This is a genomic window from Mycobacterium sp. E1747 (assembly GCF_001667775.1).
In the GTDB taxonomy this organism is placed as follows: Bacteria; Actinomycetota; Actinomycetes; order Mycobacteriales; family Mycobacteriaceae; genus Mycobacterium.
Window position 1 is genome coordinate 80,972 of sequence record NZ_LZJI01000203.1, and the last position, 18,836, is coordinate 99,807.

Below are 18,836 nucleotides of genomic sequence, written 5' to 3' on the forward strand. Positions count from 1 at the left end.
ACATTTGGGGCGGTGGGCTCCGGTCGTAAGGGTTGCCGCAGGGGCGCAGTCGATAAACGGGCGATCGCGCTAGCCCAGGTCGGGGGCGGGCACGTACGGCGCGGCCGTGATGTACAGCATGTTGACGCAGTAGTCGATGAATTGGTTGCGTGTCGCGCCGAGCTGCCCGTTGAGGTACGCGGTGAATAGGCTCGACAGGCCGCCGATCAGGCTGGTGGCGATCATCTTCTCCAGCACCGGGTCGCCGATCCGCGACAGCTTGCGCTGCAGCAGTTCGATGAAGTTGGGCATCCACTCCGCGCCCGACCGGGTCAGGATCGGTTCGACCGCAGGCGCCAGCAACAGCACGCGCCCCCGGACCGGATCGTCGACCATCAGCTCGACAAACTTTTCGACTGCGTCCCGCGGGGTATTCGCCGAAGTGAGCGTGTTCATCGCCCGCGTACACACGTCGTCGTAGACCGCGCGCACGAACTCGTCGCGGTCCGAGAAGCTTTCGTAGAAGTACCGCTCGGTCAGGGCGGCCTTGCGGCATACCGCGCGCACGGTCAGCGCGGGCCGGCTGCCGCTGCCGAGCAATTGCACGCCGGCGGCGATGAGGTTGTCGCGACGGAGGGTCAGGCGATCCCCCAGGGGGACGCCGGTCCACCGGCCCCGTCGTTGACCGGACTGCACATCGCTCCTAAGCTAGAACTGACAACGCGTGTAGTCAGTTTTGCAGATACCTACAGGAATCCAATAGTGACCCAACATACGTCCGGACCCCGGCCGCTGACCAGCGACGAATCGGGTCCGTCCACGGTGGCCACCGGCTGCCCGGTATCGCCCCCGGGTTACGAGGCGCCACCGCTCCCGCTCGGGCCCGACTCGCTGACGTGGCGGTACTTCGGTGATTGGCGCGGCATGCTGCAGGGCCCGTTCGCGGGATCGATGCAGAACATGCACCCGCAGTTGGGCGCCGCGGTGGAGCAACACTCGACGTTCTTCACCGAACCCTTGCCGCGGGTGATGCGGTCGCTGTACCCGATCGGCGGGGTGGTCTTCGACGGAGACCGCGCTCCGACGACGGGTGCCGAGGTCCGCGACTACCACACCGACATCAAGGGCGTGGATGACCAGGGACGTCGGTACCACGCACTGAATCCCGACGTCTTTTATTGGGCACACTCCACGTTCTTCATGGGCACAATCCTGGTGGCCGAACGGTTCGGCGGCGGTCTAACGGAGGCGGACAAGCGCCAACTCTTCGACGAACACATTCAGTGGTACCGGATGTACGGCATGAGCATGCGCCCGGTGCCCAAGACCTGGGAAGAGTTCCAGGCCTACTGGGATCACATGTGCCGCAACGTATTAGAGGACAATTACGCGACTCGGGCGGTGCTCGATCTGACCATCTATGACAAGCTGCCGATCGCTCCCTGGCTCCCGGATTGGCTGTGGGGCGGCCTGACGAGGCTCTCGCGGCCGTTCTTCGTCTGGCTCACGGTCGGCTTCTATCACCCGGCCGTTCGCGAACGGTTGGGCTTCCAGTGGTCCGGCCGCGACGAGTGGCTGCACCGTCGCTTCGGCAATCTCGTGCGGCTGGTCTTCGCGTTTGTGCCGCCTCGGTATCGCAAGCACCCGCGGGCCCGGGCCGGCCTCGACCGCGCATCCGGGCGCATCCCTGCCGACGCGCCGCTGCCCCAGACGCCGGCACGCAACCTCCCGCCCGTGGATGAGCGCGGCGACCCGAAGCATTACTGCCCAGTGATCTCCTGAACGAGCCGCCCGCGTTATGCGTGGGTGTGGCCGTGAACGTCCTCAACGCCGGCTTGGTGCACGTGCTGATGGCTGTGCTCGGTGCCGTCGGCGTGGCTGTGGTGGTGCTCGTGCTGGACGTGGTCATGCTCGTGCGCGGTGTGCGCATGCGCGTGGGTCACGCCGCCATGGTCATGTTCGTGCGCGTGAGGCTGGTCGTGGGTGTGCTGCTCGGCCATCGGTAATTCTCCTTATTTGATTGGTTGCGTAATCACTTTTTGGTGCCGCTAGGCCGCCGAGTCGGCGGTTGCACTGCTGCGCCGACTGCCTTCAGGCCGCCGTCCCCGCGGTGATGACCGGGCACGCCGGGCCCGGCGTGCTCGGCGTTGAAGACGGCGTCCATGACGAGCTGCCGGACGTGGTCGTTCTCGAGGCTGTAGAAGATCGTCGTTCCCTCGCGGCGGGTGCGGACCAGCCGCGCCATCCGCAGCTTCGCCAGGTGCTGGGAGACCGACGGCGCCGGCTTGCCCACGTGTTCTGCGAGCTCGTTGACCGACATCTCGCGCTCGGTCAGTGCCCACAGCACCTGCACGCGGGTGGCGTCGGCCAGCATCCGGAAGATCTCGACCACCAGACTGGTCTGATCGTCGGGCAAGCGGCCTGCACTACTATCTGCATGCATACGCAAATATTAATCAACATAGGCCCCGCTGCCAACCTCGACGGGTCAGGGCGAGGGAACCACCGTGGACCTGCGCTGACCGCCGTTGCGCTGGTTCCAGAACCGGTAGACGTCCACCGCCGCCGCGTGGGGCTGGTAGCGCATGGGCAGGCGTCGCTGATCCCAGCTCTTGGCGAATTCGTCGTAGAAGGTGGACACCTCGAAGTACTTGCGGTCGTCGAGGTAGTACTCCTCGTACGCCTCGCGGGTGATCAGAAAGACCACTTCCTTGGGTGAGCAGTAGTACAGAGACCCCAGGCACATCGGGCACGGATGCGCCATGACGTAGATCGTGCTGTCGACCAAGTGCTCGGTGCCCAACTTTATGCACGCCTCGCGGATGGCCAGGATCTCGGCGTGGGCGGTCGGGTCGTTCGTCTGCGCGACTTTGTTGGCGCTCTCGGCGAGCACCTCGCCGTCCTGGACGATCACGGTGGCGAACGGACGGCCGCCCTCCACGACGTTTCGGCGGGCCAGATCGATCGTCCGTCGGGCGAAGTCGGTCACAGGTCGCAGGGTAGTGCAGCGGGTGGAATCGGCCTTGCCATGCTGACTAGATTGTCTATCTAATTCGGTTGGACGAGGGAGCACCATGGCGCGCACCGATCGTGATCGTTGGGATTTGGCGACCAGCGTGGGCGCGACGGCGACGATGGTCGCGGCGCAGCGGGCCCTGTCGTCTGACGCGAGGCTGATCGATGACCCGTACGCGGCGCCGCTGGTGCGCGCCGTCGGTATCGACGTGTACGTCCGCCTGGTGAACGGCGACATCCCGACCGGCGGGGCTTCCGAATTCGACCCCCAGCGAATGGCGCGGGGGATGGCCTATCGCACAAGGGTTTACGACGACTTCTTCCTGGAAACGACGCGGACTGGCATCGGTCAAGTCGTGATTCTGGCGTCGGGCCTGGACACGCGCGCCTACCGGCTGCCCTGGCCGGCGGGCACCGTCGTCTACGAGGTCGACATGCCGGAGGTGATCGAGTTCAAGACGCTGACCCTCGAAGACTTGGGCGCCGAGCCGACCGCCGAGCGGCGGGCGGTGGCCGTCGACCTGCGCGACGACTGGGAGGCAGCGCTGCTCGGCGCCGGCTTCGATCCGCAGGCGCCGTCGGTGTGGAGTGCCGAGGGCCTCTTGGTGTATCTGCCCGAGGCCGCCCAGGGCGCGCTGTTCGACAACATCACCGCCTTGAGTGCTCCGGGCAGCCGCCTGGCCTTCGACTTCGTCCCCGACACCGCGATTTTCGCCCACCCGCGGTGGCGGGCGCACCACGACCGGATGAGCGAGCTCGGGTTGGAGGTCGACTTCAACGACCTGGTCTATCACGGCGAGCGCAGCCACATCATCGATCACCTGAGCCAGCGCGGCTGGCGGGCATCGTCGCGGACGGCCGCCGAATTGCACGTGGCCAACGGCTTCGCCTATGCCGACGACGAGGTCGCCCAGGCCTTCGCGGATGTGACCTACAGCAGCGCGGTGCTCGGATGATGAGCGCCGCGCCACTGACGCCTTGGTGCCCCCACTAGGACTCGAACCTAGGACCTGCGGATTAAAAGTCCGTAGCTCTACCAACTGAGCTATAGGGGCCGCGGAGATTCAGGATACTTGGGCCCCAAACGGGGCTCGTTTGAGGATTGGGCCCGCGGTGACCTAAGCTGACGTGGCTCCTAACGAAACCTCGTTGCGAGTACCCCGGAGTGATTCGGTTCTGGCCCCCATCGTCTAGTGGCCTAGGACGCCGCCCTTTCACGGCGGTAGCACGGGTTCGAATCCCGTTGGGGGTACGCGACGCGGTGACGCGGAGCAGCAGCAAGGCCCTGTGGCGCAGTTGGTTAGCGCGCCGCCCTGTCACGGCGGAGGTCGCGGGTTCGAGTCCCGTCAGGGTCGCCAACTCGGCGAGGCACTTCATGCCTTCCGGCCAGGTAGCTCAGTCGGTACGAGCGTCCGCCTGAAAAGCGGAAGGTCGGCGGTTCGATCCCGCCCCTGGCCACCAAGTATCTGTGCAGTTCGGCGTCCCTATTCGCGCTGTCTACGCACTCGTCGTTCCGATTCGGACTTGGCGATGGGGCCAAAAATGAGGTGCCGTCGCTGCCAACTCTGCGTCAGATGCGGGCGGTGATTGACCGCTTCTCCCGAGCGATCGTGGGCTGGCAGGTCGCCAGAACCAAGGACCCCGCGATAGCCACCACCACGTTGAAGATGGCGTTGTGGCGCCGTGACCACCATCGCCGAACGGTCGAGGCTGGGTTGATTCACCACCACTAGGATGCAGGCTCGCGATAAACGTCCATCACATTCGGAGAAACCCTTGTCCTGGAAGGGATTGCGGAATCGATCGGCACCGTCGTCTATGCCTACGACAACGCGCTCGCGGAGAACGGTCGGGCTGTTCAAGACCGAAGCGATCAGATCGGACAGCCCGATCCGATTCGGGCCACCAGTGACCCTCGATGACGTCGACTACGCGACGATGGAATGGGTCGACTGATACAAAACCGCCGCCTGCGCGGCGTGCTCGACTCCGTCCCGCCCGCCGAATACGAGGCTGCCGAATACGCTCACGCCCACATCGCAGTCTGGTAGATCTCGCCTTGATCGCGGTGTTGTGTGCGGAAGTTCAATGGGCACCCCGTGCGAACCTTGGTAGCCGCCTAATCGAGTAGTCGAACACTCGCGCCGCTGACCTGACGAGGTGGGATAGTCGAGCGCGACGCGAGAGGTGGGTCTCATGAGGATCATCGTGACCGGCGGCAACAGCGGCGTCGGTAAAGCGACCGCCGCCGCGCTGGCCACCGCCGGTCACTGCGTGGTGATTGCCTGTAGAACCATCGCAAAGGGCGAACGCGCCGCCGCCGAGATGTCAGGTGACATTGAGGTGCGCCATCTCGATTTGGCCGACCTGAGAAGTGTGCGTGCTTTCGCCGACTCGGTGGAAAGCGTTGATGTTTTGGTGAACAACGCGGGCGTGCTGGGTCTGCCGCTCGCCCGCACCGCCGATGGCTTCGAGGCGCACATGGGAACTAATCACCTTGGCCACTTCGCATTGACCTGCCATCTCGGCGACAAGATCACCGACCGGGTGGTCTCAGTGAGCAGCGCCCTCTATGTCTTGGGCCACATCCATCTCGAGGACCTGAACTGGCGCACCCGCAAGTACTCGATGTGGGCTGCCTATGCGCAATCCAAGCTGGCCAACATGCTCTTCATCAACGAGTTGGCCCGGCGCGGCGTCCGCGCCTACGCGTCCGATCCGGGAATGGCGGCAAGCGACATCACCCGAGACAGCACCGGCGGCTTGCACTGGCTGGGTGAGCACCTGCTCGGGCATCTCGGACAGAGCCCGGCCAACGCCGCGCGCGCCACTATCCAGGCGGTCACGACGGCCTTACCCAGCGGAACCTACCTCGCGCCCCGCTTCAACCAGTGGGGCGAACCTAAGCTGATCCAGCCCCGCAAGAACGCTCGGGACCCGGCGATGGCCGGCCGGCTGTGGGAACTTTCCGCCAAACTGACCGGCTGCGACTGGCACAAACATCCGAGCAGCCAAGCCGACGCACCAGACATCTAATGGCGAAACAACCCACGGCGTCGCGCACCCCTGCGGTTTGCGAGGCGCGTGGGCAGCCCCGCGTTCTTCAGGGTCGCTGGAGAACAAAGGCCTCGATGTGGCGGTCGCCGGCCCACGTCTGCTCCTTGGTGAGGCCGGGGAAGATTTCGATGCCTTTCGCCCAGATCTCTTCGCGCTCACGGGGTGTGGCGAGGCGGGCGGTAGCGTCCCAGGTATCCCCGTCGATCGTCACCTTGGCCGCCGGGTCGGCCTTGAGGTTGTGATACCAGCTCGGGTGTTTAGCAGCGCCATAGTTGCTCGCGACGACCGCTACGCCCTCAGGATGCGGAATGCCTAAAAGCGCTACGGTGCGGGGCTTGCCGGACTTCGCGCCAGTGGTGGTCAGGATGACCGTCGGCAGACCGGCCGCGATACCGGCGAAGCTGCGCTTGCCGCCGGTGAGCTTGCTGACGATCTGATCCAGGTGGTGTGCCGTCGGCCGGAAGACCACGCGGCCCGCCTTGGTGACGGCCACGGCGCGCATCGCGCGATAAAACACGTTGGCGTCGTCGAAAGAACCTGCTGGCATAGCGGTATTCAACCCGAGGTCGGGGTCTGTACACAGTGGTATAGCGCTTTCCGGACGCAAAGCGCCTCGGTCCGGCGCGGGTCAGCTGGCGGGCTCCGACGACGCCGCGTGAAGGAGCGCCCCGGCCCTCTGGGCTACCGGATGGTCCACGAAGACTCCATCATCGGCCGGATCGACGAAATGCCCGATGTCTCGGCCGCTTGAAAAGCGCCGACTACGTTGCGTGCCCATGCGATATCCATCGGTGGGTGGCAGCCCGGCGGCCACCGCCGCCAGTTGGCTGGGTGGATGACCTGCATTCCACCGGAGCCGAAACGTCGAGCCTGGCGTGCCGTCAGTCGCAGTCCGGTGTGGTCCTCGAGGTCGACGTAGGGGCCATCCAAGGTGCGGGTGAGGCCCGCGTCCGCGGATACGATCCGACGAACCCGCGATCTCCTCGTGCCGGGCGATACCCTGTGCCGATTCGATAAGCGGTAAGAGAGCCAACCCGTCTGATTCGGCCGCCGCGAAGGACACGATGGCCGAGCATCTCGTCCACTGTGCGCACCAACGCGGCCCCGTCGCTCATTGGAAGGATGAGGGCGTCGATTCGCCGCAACACCGGTGCCAACGCAGCAATGTTGTCAGCGCCGAATTCGCTCTCGCCGGCGTTGACGCGAATGCAAGAGCGCACCAGACCGCTATTAGACTGTATTCAGGAATACTAACTAGCACGACCGACGGTCGATGTGCGGCGCGGGGCGCCGCAGTTACCGGCCGCGCACCGGTCCCCTGCGACCCATGGTCGCTTCAAGGGTTGCGTTCGTCGTTGGGAACGAGACCGATGCGCGCAACGCCGCGCATCTGACGCGGTTGCTGCGACCCGGGTGAAATCACCGCGGTCACTTTCCCTGCGCGCCCCGAGCGCGAGTTGGGGGCAGCCCGGATTTCCTACGGGGTCGTGAGGACTCCTGGCGGATCTGACGCGCATCGACTGTTCAAACTGCTGCTGCGCCAAGGCCGAGTGTATTCGGGTGGGCAAGCATCGAATAGGCCGTCTTGACTGCCATTGCGGCCAGGGGATCGTCTCGGCGAGCAGATCGTTGCGGTCGCGGCCTCACCGCGGTGGGCTGACCCGGTCGACCGCTGGGCTGCCTGCGGTCGATGTTCGCGCTGACCGGATCGGTGCTGCCGATGGAGGTCGGGGACTGAACATATCAGCTACCCGGTCATCAGCTTGGTCGCAGCCGGGGAGGTGGCGCGCTCACGGCGAGCGCAGACGTCACGGTTCCTGTTCGACCGGCGCGTAGGCGGGACCACACAGTGTTGCCTGCGCGGCCTGAACGAACCCGGAGATTTGTTCCGGAGTGGCATTCGGGAACCTGAACCGAAGATTCATGGCTGCGTCTTCGGGCGAGTAGTCATAGTGGAGAAAGTGGCAAACCCGTTCTCCAGCGCTCAGCGTGAGTTCCGTATCGGAGCCCGACGTACCAATGTCAAAACCTTGCTTAGCCAACATGGCGAGGAACTCGGTGCTGGGGTCGGTGCTGGGTTCTGCATGCGACTGCGGCGCCGTCATCAGCAACCCGGCCGAGACGAGCACAACGGCGGCAGCGGCATTTCGGGACGGTATGGCAGCCACCGCAGCACCGTAGCACCCTCGACGTGTTCTCACACGTAGCAATCCTCCTGAATAACCACAAATTACGGGAGCAGTGCTGTCCGGGGGTTCTAGATGTTCTTAGGCATCTAGCGACATCATCAGGAAGAACCATCTTTTTGGCCGGGACAGAGGGGGTTGACCCACCCGGTTGGCGATCCGTGCCAGCAATGATTGCCCCGACAGCTGCGGCGGGCGCCTCCACCCGGCAGCGCCCCGTTGTGGTGCGTGCCCAAAACGCCCCGCGGGCAAGAACAATTCGGATTGTGCGGCGTCAACTCGCTCACGCGTTGGGGCCAGCCCGCCACAGCGTCACTCCGACAGTCCACATTCCGACTTAGCCAGGGGTGAGCGAGGTCGGTCTTGCGAGCTCCTTTGCGCCGTGGCGTGTAGGTGACCTTCCGGTGACCGCCGTCGAGGACGATCGATTCTTCGGAGCAGCGAGCGGGCGACGGCGGCGACCACGCCAGCCAAGCCGCCTCACCCCGTGAGCTGTATCGCGACAGCCAAAACACTCACAATCAACGCGCGGGTTGGTTAACCTCTCACAGCGGGCGCGGAGCTGGCTAGAACTCGGTAGTGCTTGGTTGAGCAACGTTTCAAAGGCTCAACTAAGCCGCGAAGCGATCCCAGGTCTAAGCCCCTTGCAATCGCAAATATTGTATGCTTCCATACTGTGACGTACATGACAGAAGGCCCTTGGAAGTGACACACTCTACACTCAGCCCGACAGGGGATCAACTGCCGGTCGGCATCGGATTTGTTCGCCTGCCAGCGATGCACGCTTGCAGGACACAGCCGCAAGCTCAATCAACAGTTGGTAGATCCTCGCAAATGAGTGGCGCTCGGGGACCTGTGATGTGGTCTGGACATCGGCACCGGGTGCCGTAGCGAAGCTGCGCAGCCGTTGGGTGGTTGCGCGACACGATGTGGACGTGAGGTTGCAGGGGAGGGGACATGTCGCCAGGTGGAACGCCCGGTGAGTAGCCAGTGCTCAATTTATCTAAAAGGATTCGATTTTCACGCTGACCTCAAAGTGGCCGACCTGGGACGAGACGTCGCAGGCGTTTCTGCGATAACCACCTTTTTGCTGTTCGACCAGCAACTACGACCATCCGACATCGGGTACCAACGGAGGGCACCTCATGGCCATAACCGGCACCGCAAAGTTTGCCCCATGCGTGCCGACCGGTTCTATCGCGGCACGAGGGAGGGCGGCATAGTGGCCCCCACACATGCAGAACTCGACTACCCGCCGACGTCAGAGGATCCCGCAAACGGTGGCCAGGCTGTCATCCTGCCGAAACCGCTTAGTTCCAAGGGGAATAGGGTCGTCAGACTTCCCGAACCGCTCGCCGGGCTCGCCAGGAGACCCCTGAAAGCCATCGGCAGTGTTGGACGTGCCGCCCAACTGAGCCTCGAGGTCGCCCGCTACTCGGTAACGGATACCTTGACCGGGAAGCTGCCCGGTGGGGAGCTGATCACGCAAGCATGGATGCTCTATAAGGTGACGGCCATTCCGGCTATTTTGATGGCCGTTCCGTTCGGGGCGATGGTGGCCGTCCAGATCTCCGGACTCATCAACCAGGTGGGAGCCAACTCACTTGTCGGCGCGGCCGCCGGCGTGGGAATCGTCCGGCAAGGGGCACCCATCACCGCCGGGCTGCTGATGGGCGGCGCCGCCGCATCGGCTATCGCGTCCGACTTGGGCGCGCGAGCGATTCGCGAAGAACTTGACGCGATGCGCGTATTGGGGATATCTCCCGTTCGCCGTCTCGTCGTCCCGCGGGTCCTTGCACTCGTCATCCTGGCGCCGGTGCTGTGCGCGATCATCATCGCCTCGGCGGTTGTCGCGTCATTCTTCTTGTCTCTCTATGTGAGTGACGTCGCGCCAGGAACGTATTGGCTTTCGTTCGGTGCCTTCGCCAAGATGCCGGATGTCTGGTTTGCGTTCATCAAAGCGGTCGTGTTTGCGGCGATCGTCGGCATCGTCTCCTCGCTCAGAGGAATCGAAGCGAAGGGTGGCCCACGAGGAGTCGCCGACGCCGTCAATGCAGCCGTGGTGGTCAACGTCGTCGGCATCTTCTTCGCCAACTTGGCGATCACCCAGATTCAGACCATGTTCTTCCCGATGCGAGTCGCGTGACCGAGGAAGTGCAAGGGTGACTCAATCAGTGGCAGCGCCTTCCGCCTATCACGCGGTGTGGCGGCGAGCTTCGAATTTGTATGTCCGCCAGGCGAAGTCCGTTGGCCAATGGGTGCTGTTCATCGCTCAGGTCATATGGCTCCTGCCGGTGACCGTGCGCAAGCACCGCCGAGAGGTGATGGCGCGGATGGTCGACTTGGCTTGGGGCCGAGGATCGTTGCTGGTTGACGGTGGTGTGATCAGCGTATTGCTGGTCTTGGGTATCGCCATCGGGACGATGGTCGCGATCGAGGCCTGGGCAACGCTCAACATCATGGGCTTCGGTGCGCTCTCTGGAATCATTGGCGGTTTAGTGAACGTCCGAGAGATGGTCCCTTTGGTTGCCGGCGTGGCGTTCGCTGCACAGTGCGGTTGCAGAATCACCGCCGAAATCGGGTCGATGCGGATCGCCGAAGAGATCGACGCGATACAGGTCATGGGACTTCGCCCAGTCCCCTTCGTCGTCGGCACGCGTGTTATTGGTGGCCTGCTGTGCATCGTGCCCGGTTATGTCATCACCCTGCTCCTAAGCTTCTATATCTCCACACTGATGATCAGCGGCGCCTATGACTCCCCGGAGGGGACCTACAACCACTACTTCATTCAATTCCTGTCGGTTGGCGACCTCGTTTACTCGACTGCGAAAGCCACGATTTTCGCCGCCGCGGTGATCGTCATCCATTGCTACTACGGATATTTCGCCTCAGGCGGCCCGGTTGGCGTCGGACAGGCTTCGGGGAGAGCTGTCCGAGCCAGTCTGGTCGCAGTCATGACTCTGGACCTGGCCCTAACCGTCGTCATGTGGGGCCTCAAGCCCACCTTCTTGTTCAAAGGCTGAACGATGACCCTGCTGGAAAGATCGGAAGAATCCGAGGCGACGCTCCTTACCAGGCTCGGCACGATCTTGCTTCTGTCGCTTGTGGTGATCCTCGTCATCTACCTCGCGGTCAAGCAGTTCGCACCGCCCGCAACGAATGTGGTGTCGGTGCGCTTGCGTGTTCCGTACTCGGGTCAGGGTGTCGAACCGGAGACGCCGGTGATCATGCACGGCGTGAAGATCGGTGAGGTCTCGTCCGTGTCGAGCCTCGCGGGCGGAGGCGTTCAGTTCGACCTGAAGTTGCAGGCGAACTCGGTCCGGGACCTCACCGACTCCCTACAGATTGACTACCGGCCGTCGAACTACTTCGGCGTCACTGGAATCAATGTCCAGCCGGGGCAGGGGGGTCAACGCCTCCGTAACGGCATGCAATTAACGATTGCGCCGCAGGGGAATTACAGTCTGCAGGCACTGCTGTACCGGCTGGGGGAAATCACTCACGGCGTGCTCGATGACCGGCTGATTAGTGTGATGAATCGGGGAACTCAGTACGTCGACGCCTTCCGGCCACTGATCGAGACGGCGCTGATCGTGTCGACCACGGTTACGGACGTCCAAACGGTGAGCACCGAGCGGCTGCTGAGAAACGCGACGGGCATCAGCGTCGCGTTCCCCGGCACGGCCGACGCACTCATTGGGGTCGGAAATGACTTCATCCACAACTACTTCGGCGATAAGAGCAAGCCGGAGAACGCCGAACTGCTGCGAAGCAAGATGAAATTCTGGCCGGCAATGGATGAAGCGCACCGCAAGCAGTACGAGACGAACCAGCAAAAATGGTTCGCCAACATGGACAACGACAACTACAACGTCAGAGTCTGGGACGTCATAATGGACAAGGCAAAGAGCGATCTGTTCGCCAAGGTCGGCGCGCTTGAGTACTCGCATGTCAATGATCTCTTTCCGCTCATCGAGAGCCTCAGAGGTCTTACCGACACAGCACCTAAGATCTTTGATCCCGATGTGTTCGGTGCAACGATCACAGAGCTGAGGACTCGGTTCGAGCGTATGTACGCCAGTTCGGGCGATTTGCATGCGCTGCCGGTACGGATAGTCCTCGACAGGGTCCCGGGTGTGGAAAGCGCGCTCGGGTACGGGGTTGGGGCACCATGATCAAGCCGCGCGCAGCCCTGTGGCGCTTCCTTATCGCCGCTACCTTCAGCACTGTCCTGGTGGTCGTGATCACGAACGCGGTCAGACAGCCCGTCGACACAGCTGCAGGCACATCAAAATTCACCGCCGAGTTCACCGACGTGTCGGGTCTGAGCGACGGCGCGGACGTGCGGGTGCGCGGCGTGCGCGTCGGCAAGGTCAATTCGATCGACCTGAAGCACACCGAGGACGGCAGCAGTGTCGCTCAAGTCGCCTTCACCATGGACAACCGCTACACCCTCGTTCCCGAGAGCCGACTCGCAGTGAAATTTCAGGCGCTCACGGGCCTGCGCTACGTTGACGTGGAGCACCCAGGCGAGACGCGAAACGTTGCGGGCAGCATGAAGAACGTGTCGACGTCGATGACGCATCCATCGTTTGACATCACGGTCTTGTTCAACGGGCTCCAGCCGGTTCTCGCAACGCTGAGCCCAGACGAGATCAATACCTTCACCGAGAACGCCAACCTATTCCTGCAAGGCGATGAACGCGGGCTGGGTCCGATGCTGGACAGCATCCGCACCCTCACTGGATACGTGGCGAATCGCCAGCAGGTTGTCCAGACCCTGGTTCAAAATTTGGCGACCCTGTCAGATGGGGTCCATGCCCGGTCGGACTACTTGTTCAAGATCTTCGATGAGATCCAGCTGCCCCTCGACCAAGCTGTGTCGATGACTGACGAGTTCCGAAAGGCCCAGGTCGCCGGCACCGACTTCACCCACACTGTGCTGCGTCTGCTTGCGGCCGCAGGTATCCGGCCGGGCATCAATATCAACCGTGCGTTCGACACCGCCATTACCAACTCGTACGACTTCCTCGACATCTTCAAGAAAACCCCGGTGTTCTGGGAGAACATTCCTGAGCCGCCGGATGAGGGCACCCCGGTGCCGTGCTCAAAGGGACGGGCTCAACTGCCCGAAACCGTGGATGTCCTTCTCAACGGTCAGCGAGTGGTGTTATGCAAAAAGTGAAAATTTTCGGAAACCAATGGTTCTGGGGAATCTCGACGCTGGTTGCGGCGCTGGTCATCGCTCTGGTGGTTTCGATCCTCTATATCAACCCGCCCGATCAGAAGCTGATCTCCTTTTACACCGACGATGCCGCAACACTTCGACCCGGCGACACGGTCCGCATCGCCGGCATCATCGTGGGCGAAGTCAAAGACCTGTCGATCGAGCCCGATCAGGTGCGGGTGCGCGCCAGTGTGAGGCGCGACGCCTTCATCGGCGACCGATCTCAAGTTCAGGTTCGGATGCTCACCATCGTGGGCGGCTACTACGTCACCGTGATTCCCGCGGGACGGACGCCGTTGGGAAACCGGGCGATACCCAAGGACCGAGTTACGATGCCCTACAGCTTGATGCAGACGCTTGTGGACTCCACCAAGATCACCGACCGAGTGGACAGTCGACCCATCCGCGAGACGCTCGACCAAGTGCAGCAAGGGTTGACCGGCACCAACACCCAGTCCCTGTCGGCGTTGCTCCACGCCGGTAACGCCGTGGTTGACTCTTTGGACCGTCAGCGTGGCGATCTCACCAAGATCTTGGACATCTCCGACGAATACTTGGACAAGATGGCGCAATACGATGGCCAGCTCACGTATTACATCAAGAAGGTGGCAATTCTCGAGCAGATTCTCACGCTGTACGGCAAGGAATTCGCCGCGAGTATGGACGGGATCGGGACGATCGGAGCCGCGCTGATGCCCGTTACAAACTTCTACTTCTCGCACCGCACCGACTTCCTGGACCGGGTCAATCATCTGCTGACCGAGTCGCGAACGATCGCCGGTCGCACTGGCCTTGTGGTCCGGGTCCTCAACCGCATCCACAACCGGATGGAGGTCGCCCTGGATAAGCAGAACCAATTCACCCGACCTGAATTGTTGGCCACCGACATCTGCATTCCTATCCACGGGAGCCCGTGTTGAGACCCCCCCTCAATTTCCGAGCCGGCACCGTCCTGGCGGGAACGGCGTGCGCCTTCATCATCGCGATCAGCGGAACCGCCTGCGGGGTCCAGTCCGCGCCGAAAGCGGCGAAGTATTGCGCGATCATGGCCGACAGCATCGGCTTGTACCCGGGTAACGCGGTGACCCAGATGGGGTACCGGATCGGAACAGTTGAGTCGATCGTTCCGCGCGACCGCGACGTGGAGGTTCACTTCGCCGTCGAATCAGACCGTCCGCTACCGAGGCAGGTCAAGGCGGTTACCCGGTCCATCTCCATCCTCGCGGATCGGTCCCTGGAGCTAGTAGGCAACTACAAATCCGGAGCGAAACTGTCATCGAACGCGTGCATCGCGCGCGACCACTCGTTCACGCCGATGAGCATTTCGCAGGTCATTGGCTCGGCGACGAACTTCGTCAACGGAATCAATCCCAGTGGCTCGCAAAATATTCAGGATGCTCTGCATGGTGTCGATGCGGCCGTGAACGGCAACGGAGAAGCGGCGAGACACCTGTTGACGACCTCCTCAGCGCTGCTGGACAACCCCGAGCAGCCCCTTGGTGATCTCGCCGCGGTGGTCAGGAACGTCGCCAAGCTGACGACCATGCTGAAGGACAACCGGCCCCCGCTGAAGGAAGTCATCAACAATACGCCTTTGGTGGTGCCGGACGTGGTGAACTCGCTCGGCGGCATCAGTGGGTTGTCCGAGGTCATCGACCCACTAGTCAGGATGGTTGCCGATATCGAGCAGAACCTTGGCGACAACATTACGTTGTTGCTAGACACAGTGTCCGATGCGATGCGCCATCTCTCACCGCACTACAAGGGCATTGCCAACATCCTCAATCCCGTTCCGAGATTCATCAACACGATCAGCGCGTGGGCCAACAACAACGACCTAAACATGATCCGCTGGCGGCCACCGTTGTTCCGGGTGGCGACTCCGAATGGACTGGCGTTGTGCGGCTACATGAATTCATCGGTGCCGGGAAGCTGCGCGGATGTGAATGGCCAGCCGTATGCCGTGGATGTCGCACTCCTGCAGTACGTCTTGATGGAGGCTCAGCACCGATGAGGAGCCGGATCCTGGTCGCGTTGCTGGCGGCCGTTTGCGCGTCGATGTTGTCGGGGTGTTCAGCAATGAATGCGTTCAGCGTCAATGCCATTCCGTTGCCGGGGAGCAGCTACCGAGACGGGTATGACGTTGTCGTCGAGTTCGCCAACGTCCTCAACCTACCGGACCGCGCGAAGGTGCTGATGGACGGTAGGAGAGTAGGGGTGCTAAAGGACATTTCCCTGAGCACGCGCGGAGTCGACGTGACCGTGCGGGTCGATGGTGCGGTGTCGATTCCGTCGAACATCCATGCGGTCATCCAGCAGGCGACGGTGCTGGGGGACACCTACGTGGCACTTGAGTTGCCAGCCAACGAACCTCGCTCGTCCACGATCATCGGCAACGGTGGAAGAATTCCGTTGGCGCAGACCACTTCTCCGCCGCAAATTGAAGACACCATGGCAAACCTGGCGAACTTCATTGGAAGCGGATCGATCCAACGCGCTCAGAATTCGATCATCGGAATCAACCGCGTCACTCCACCGCGCCCTGAGGTGAGGGCGATATCGGCGCGGGTCGCGACCGATCTATCCGACTTGGCCAACAACATCGACGTCGTGGACAGATGGCTCGATGGGCTCGCGCAGAGCGGGCAGGTGATGGCGAACCACGCCGCCGACTTTAAGTATTGGTTCTCGTCAGCGGGCCTGACGGCATTTCATCACTCGTTCTCGTGGTCGCATTTCTTCGCGCCTCTTCTTCCCACGATCGGCAGCATCTACTGGAACGGTTACTGGCTGGACCCGTTTCTGTCCTCGCTGGCGAACGCCTTCCAGACCGTTCAGCACTCGAAGTGGGCTTTCGAATCCGAAGTGCACCGATGGGAGCACCTGGTAACTGATCAGTTGTTGCCAGAACAGAAATATCCTGCGATCAATATCGTGTCGATCGTGGGGCCCGGCGGAAACGAACTCATCGGAAACGTCGACCAGGTCCTTGGCATGATCGGTGCGAAAGGATGAACTCCAAATCCGTTGCTGCGCTGACGTCGGTCATCGTCTTCATCGCCATGATCGCAGTCTTCATCGTGTACTGCCTGTCTCTCGGAGTACGCCCGGGAAAGCCAAAAAATCGCACGGAGCTGTCAATCGTGGCGCCGGACATCAGCAACCTGGTGGTCGGTTCGAACGTGTTGTTTCGAGGCGTCCCGATCGGACACGTGACGGGGATCGAGGCGTCGACGAAGGCGGCCACGATCAATTTCTACGTGGACGGGCAGTACAAGGTTCCCGTCGACAGCGACATCCGCTTCGACAACCTGTCGGCCCTTGGCGAGGCATATATCGAGGTCGAGCCGAGGAGCTCCGGCGGTCCGAGTTATCAAAACGGGCAACGCATTGCCTCCGAATCGCTGAAGCAACCGCCGTCGATATCGGAGCTGGCGGCCAGCGTGACACGGGTGCTCAATCAGCTCGACCCCGATCAGCTGAGCCGCATCGTCGGCCAGGCGGACACCGCGCTCGCGGATCCGAAGTCGGTGCTGCCGAACTGGTCGCGCACAAACTTGCTGCTGCGCAACATCACTCTGGACTTTCATGGCCAGGGACGCGAGGTCGTCGACAACGCGCAGGTGCTGCTCCGGAACGCTGGCTTCGTCGGGCCTGCGCTGGCTGCCACGATTGATCCTCTGAGAGCGCTTGGCCCATCGCTTGGTGGGCCGCCGATGGACGACGTCTGGCTCTTCGGATACTCGCTCCTCCCGATGGATTTCCTGCAGTTCGGCGGCCTGTTGGATCGCATACAGAAATTCCTCGATGATCGGGGCCCCGACCTGAGAGTCCTCGGTGAAGCGACGTCGGAAAACATGAATCTCATCGCGGACGCCCTCACCAATCTCGATGGCAACCAGCTCATGTCGCGTCTCCTCGCGACAGTGCCTGCGGACGGAGTCATCGATCTGCACGTACAAGTTCCGAAGGGATAGGTATATCGTCATGCTTAAGACGACGGAGAACGAGAAGACAGTGAACGGTCGAGTGGCCGAGCCCGACGACGGCGCCGAGGACCCAAAAGCGGCCGACGCTGTTGAGGAAACACCCGAGGCCGCCGCCGATACGAAGAGTGAAGCCCCGAAAGCCAAAGACACATCGAAGGGGCGGACGTTATCGATTTCGGTCCGTTCGCTCGTGCTCGTGCTGCTCGTCGTCGGCTGGGCGACATCGTTCGGAATCGTGCTCTGGCTCTACCTGGGCGCCAAGGGAGATCTCGGCAAGGAAGCCGCGCAAGCCGCGAACGACCGTCGCGCCGAAAAGATCGCTCTCGACTATTCTGTGCACGCTGCGGCCATCGACTTCCAGAAACTGGACGCATGGAAGGCCGAACTGGTCAAGGGTACGTCGCCGGAACTCAAAGACAAGCTCAACAATGCCGCCGGCTCGATGGAACAAATCCTCGTGCCCCTTGAGTGGAAGTCCACCGCGACTCCGATAGCGGCAAAGGTCCGATCCCACGACAACAACGTGTACGTTGTCGATGCCTTCATCGGGGTGGACACCAAGACCAAACAGTCTCGCGATGGATTGCACTCCACGGCCACGTACACCGTGACGATAGATCCCAGCCACGACTGGAACATCAGCGACGTTGGGGGGCCGGGCCCCGTCGTCGGTCAGAAATAACGTGGTGGACAGACTGTGCTGATGACCGAATTCAGACAGCGGGGGCGCCCGGGGCGAGTTGTGTCGTCACTTGCCTTTGTTTGTGCGGGGGTAGCCGCCATGACGCTCAGCGCACCGACCGCAGCTGCGGGAGACGCGTATTCCGAGCTGAAGTCGCAATTCGACACGGCCCGCGCGGCGGCAGGCTGTCCGCCGCTACGCCTAGATGACCTCCTGGCCTCGGTCAGTAACGACGCCGTGAATCAGATGGTCAATTGGATAAAGCACAAGGGGCGCTTCCTGCCGATGGAAGACAAGACCGTTGCGAGTGCCCTGCAGGCGAGGGGGTTCACGCCCGTGCATTCTCGATTGGTCACCGGATACGGCGACTATCGGACCGGTGGTCCCGGAGATGACCAATCCAAGGCAATTCAGGCAACGATCGTGCAGGGGAGAGCATACCAAGTGTTCGAGAATTGCACCTACACGAAATACGGGCTGAGCATCATGGGCGACGGAGGTGAAGAAGGTTGGCCTTCAACGATTCCACGGAGTTTCGTGGTGACGTCGGTCGTCCTGTCCAGCGATTGACTGAACGTGCTCGCCACCGTGCGTCCTGCACCCCAAGGAAAAAGACTGGCTTGCGAGAAAGCTCGGTTGTGGTCGCGCCCTCTGCTGCTACGAAGGATCGGTTACGCGGTCGGGGTCATGGCGTGAGCGTG

General features: G+C 62.3%; 20 protein-coding genes and 4 tRNA genes. 17 read left to right on the forward strand and 7 right to left on the reverse strand.

Annotated features, from left to right (window positions below; translation table 11 throughout):
- Nucleotides 1–69 precede the first annotated feature (69 nt).
- Nucleotides 70–675 carry a TetR/AcrR family transcriptional regulator gene (locus tag A5695_RS21150; protein ID WP_068086726.1) on the reverse strand — a complete coding sequence of 202 codons (606 nt, stop codon included), beginning with the start codon at nt 673–675 and terminating at the stop codon, nt 70–72.
- Nucleotides 676–741: 66 nt separating this feature from the next.
- Here A5695_RS21150 and A5695_RS21155 point away from each other — a divergent pair, with 66 nt between their 5' ends.
- Nucleotides 742–1,761, forward strand: coding sequence for an oxygenase MpaB family protein (locus A5695_RS21155; RefSeq protein ID WP_068086728.1), 1,020 nt, complete (start codon nt 742–744; stop codon nt 1,759–1,761).
- 14 nt (nt 1,762–1,775) lie between these two features.
- On the opposite strand, the gene A5695_RS27905 is transcribed toward A5695_RS21155, so the two are convergent.
- The 3 genes from A5695_RS27905 to A5695_RS21170 are packed head-to-tail and all read right to left on the reverse strand — an operon-like array spanning nt 1,776 to nt 2,968.
- Entirely contained in the window at nt 1,776–1,979 is a 204-nt protein-coding gene (locus A5695_RS27905) for a zinc transporter Slc39a7 (RefSeq protein ID WP_082946217.1), read from the reverse strand.
- 32 nt (nt 1,980–2,011) lie between these two features.
- The gene (locus A5695_RS21165; protein ID WP_068086736.1) at nt 2,012–2,422 is read right to left on the reverse strand and encodes a metalloregulator ArsR/SmtB family transcription factor; all 411 of its coding nucleotides are present in this window, start codon (nt 2,420–2,422) and stop codon (nt 2,012–2,014) included.
- A 45-nt stretch (nt 2,423–2,467) separates the two neighbouring features.
- Complete coding sequence (locus A5695_RS21170; RefSeq protein WP_068086739.1) at nt 2,468–2,968, reverse strand: nucleoside deaminase; 501 nt, start codon at nt 2,966–2,968, stop codon at nt 2,468–2,470.
- Nucleotides 2,969–3,053: 85 nt separating this feature from the next.
- Here A5695_RS21170 and A5695_RS21175 point away from each other — a divergent pair, with 85 nt between their 5' ends.
- A complete protein-coding gene (locus A5695_RS21175) occupies nt 3,054–3,950 on the forward strand; it encodes an SAM-dependent methyltransferase (protein ID WP_068086744.1) in 897 nt (298 codons plus the stop codon).
- 23 nt (nt 3,951–3,973) lie between these two features.
- Here the strand turns inward: A5695_RS21175 and A5695_RS21180 are convergent.
- Nucleotides 3,974–4,049 (reverse strand) — tRNA-Lys (locus tag A5695_RS21180).
- Between the two features lie 124 nt (nt 4,050–4,173).
- Between A5695_RS21180 and A5695_RS21185 the strand changes: the two genes are divergently transcribed.
- From A5695_RS21185 to A5695_RS21200, 5 genes are all read left to right on the forward strand, one after another.
- A tRNA-Glu gene (locus A5695_RS21185) sits at nt 4,174–4,246 on the forward strand.
- A 29-nt stretch (nt 4,247–4,275) separates the two neighbouring features.
- Nucleotides 4,276–4,352: transfer RNA gene (locus A5695_RS21190), tRNA-Asp, on the forward strand.
- A 26-nt stretch (nt 4,353–4,378) separates the two neighbouring features.
- A tRNA-Phe gene (locus A5695_RS21195) sits at nt 4,379–4,455 on the forward strand.
- A gap of 113 nt (nt 4,456–4,568) precedes the next feature.
- Nucleotides 4,569–4,727, forward strand: a complete 159-nt coding sequence (locus A5695_RS28755) for a hypothetical protein (protein WP_156749782.1) — start codon at nt 4,569–4,571, stop codon at nt 4,725–4,727.
- Between the two features lie 463 nt (nt 4,728–5,190).
- Complete coding sequence (locus tag A5695_RS21200; protein ID WP_068086747.1) at nt 5,191–6,030, forward strand: SDR family NAD(P)-dependent oxidoreductase; 840 nt, start codon at nt 5,191–5,193, stop codon at nt 6,028–6,030.
- A gap of 67 nt (nt 6,031–6,097) precedes the next feature.
- Here A5695_RS21200 and A5695_RS21205 read toward each other — a convergent pair whose 3' ends face one another.
- Both A5695_RS21205 and A5695_RS21210 read right to left on the reverse strand, forming a co-directional pair.
- Entirely contained in the window at nt 6,098–6,598 is a 501-nt protein-coding gene (locus tag A5695_RS21205; protein WP_068086750.1) for a nitroreductase family deazaflavin-dependent oxidoreductase, read from the reverse strand.
- A 1,261-nt stretch (nt 6,599–7,859) separates the two neighbouring features.
- A complete protein-coding gene (locus tag A5695_RS21210) occupies nt 7,860–8,219 on the reverse strand; it encodes a DUF732 domain-containing protein (protein WP_156749783.1) in 360 nt (119 codons plus the stop codon).
- 1,195 nt (nt 8,220–9,414) lie between these two features.
- Between A5695_RS21210 and A5695_RS21215 the strand changes: the two genes are divergently transcribed.
- The 10 genes from A5695_RS21215 to A5695_RS21260 are packed head-to-tail and all read left to right on the forward strand — an operon-like array spanning nt 9,415 to nt 18,705.
- On the forward strand, nt 9,415–10,383 hold the full coding sequence (locus A5695_RS21215; protein WP_082946218.1) for an ABC transporter permease: 969 nt from the start codon (nt 9,415–9,417) through the stop codon (nt 10,381–10,383).
- Nucleotides 10,384–10,399: 16 nt separating this feature from the next.
- Nucleotides 10,400–11,260, forward strand: a complete 861-nt coding sequence (locus A5695_RS21220) for an MlaE family ABC transporter permease (RefSeq protein ID WP_369830221.1) — start codon at nt 10,400–10,402, stop codon at nt 11,258–11,260.
- 3 nt (nt 11,261–11,263) lie between these two features.
- A complete protein-coding gene (locus A5695_RS21225) occupies nt 11,264–12,412 on the forward strand; it encodes an MlaD family protein (protein WP_068086755.1) in 1,149 nt (382 codons plus the stop codon).
- Entirely contained in the window at nt 12,409–13,422 is a 1,014-nt protein-coding gene (locus tag A5695_RS21230; RefSeq protein ID WP_068086757.1) for an MlaD family protein, read from the forward strand. The genes A5695_RS21225 and A5695_RS21230 overlap by 4 nt, the downstream gene beginning before the upstream one ends.
- The gene (locus tag A5695_RS21235) at nt 13,410–14,384 is read left to right on the forward strand and encodes an MlaD family protein (RefSeq protein ID WP_197515583.1); all 975 of its coding nucleotides are present in this window, start codon (nt 13,410–13,412) and stop codon (nt 14,382–14,384) included. The genes A5695_RS21230 and A5695_RS21235 overlap by 13 nt, the downstream gene beginning before the upstream one ends.
- Nucleotides 14,378–15,478: an MlaD family protein gene (locus A5695_RS21240; RefSeq protein WP_231974923.1), complete on the forward strand. Its 1,101-nt coding sequence runs from the start codon at nt 14,378–14,380 to the stop codon at nt 15,476–15,478. Before A5695_RS21235 ends, A5695_RS21240 begins: the two co-directional genes overlap by 7 nt.
- Entirely contained in the window at nt 15,475–16,479 is a 1,005-nt protein-coding gene (locus tag A5695_RS21245) for an MlaD family protein (RefSeq protein WP_082946219.1), read from the forward strand. The genes A5695_RS21240 and A5695_RS21245 overlap by 4 nt, the downstream gene beginning before the upstream one ends.
- Nucleotides 16,476–17,441 (forward strand): MlaD family protein, encoded by a 966-nt coding sequence (locus A5695_RS21250; RefSeq protein ID WP_068086763.1) that lies wholly within the window; start codon nt 16,476–16,478, stop codon nt 17,439–17,441. The genes A5695_RS21245 and A5695_RS21250 overlap by 4 nt, the downstream gene beginning before the upstream one ends.
- A 10-nt stretch (nt 17,442–17,451) precedes the next feature.
- Nucleotides 17,452–18,135 (forward strand): hypothetical protein, encoded by a 684-nt coding sequence (locus tag A5695_RS21255; protein ID WP_082946220.1) that lies wholly within the window; start codon nt 17,452–17,454, stop codon nt 18,133–18,135.
- A 21-nt stretch (nt 18,136–18,156) separates the two neighbouring features.
- Entirely contained in the window at nt 18,157–18,705 is a 549-nt protein-coding gene (locus A5695_RS21260) for a hypothetical protein (RefSeq protein WP_156749784.1), read from the forward strand.
- Nucleotides 18,706–18,836 lie beyond the last annotated feature (131 nt).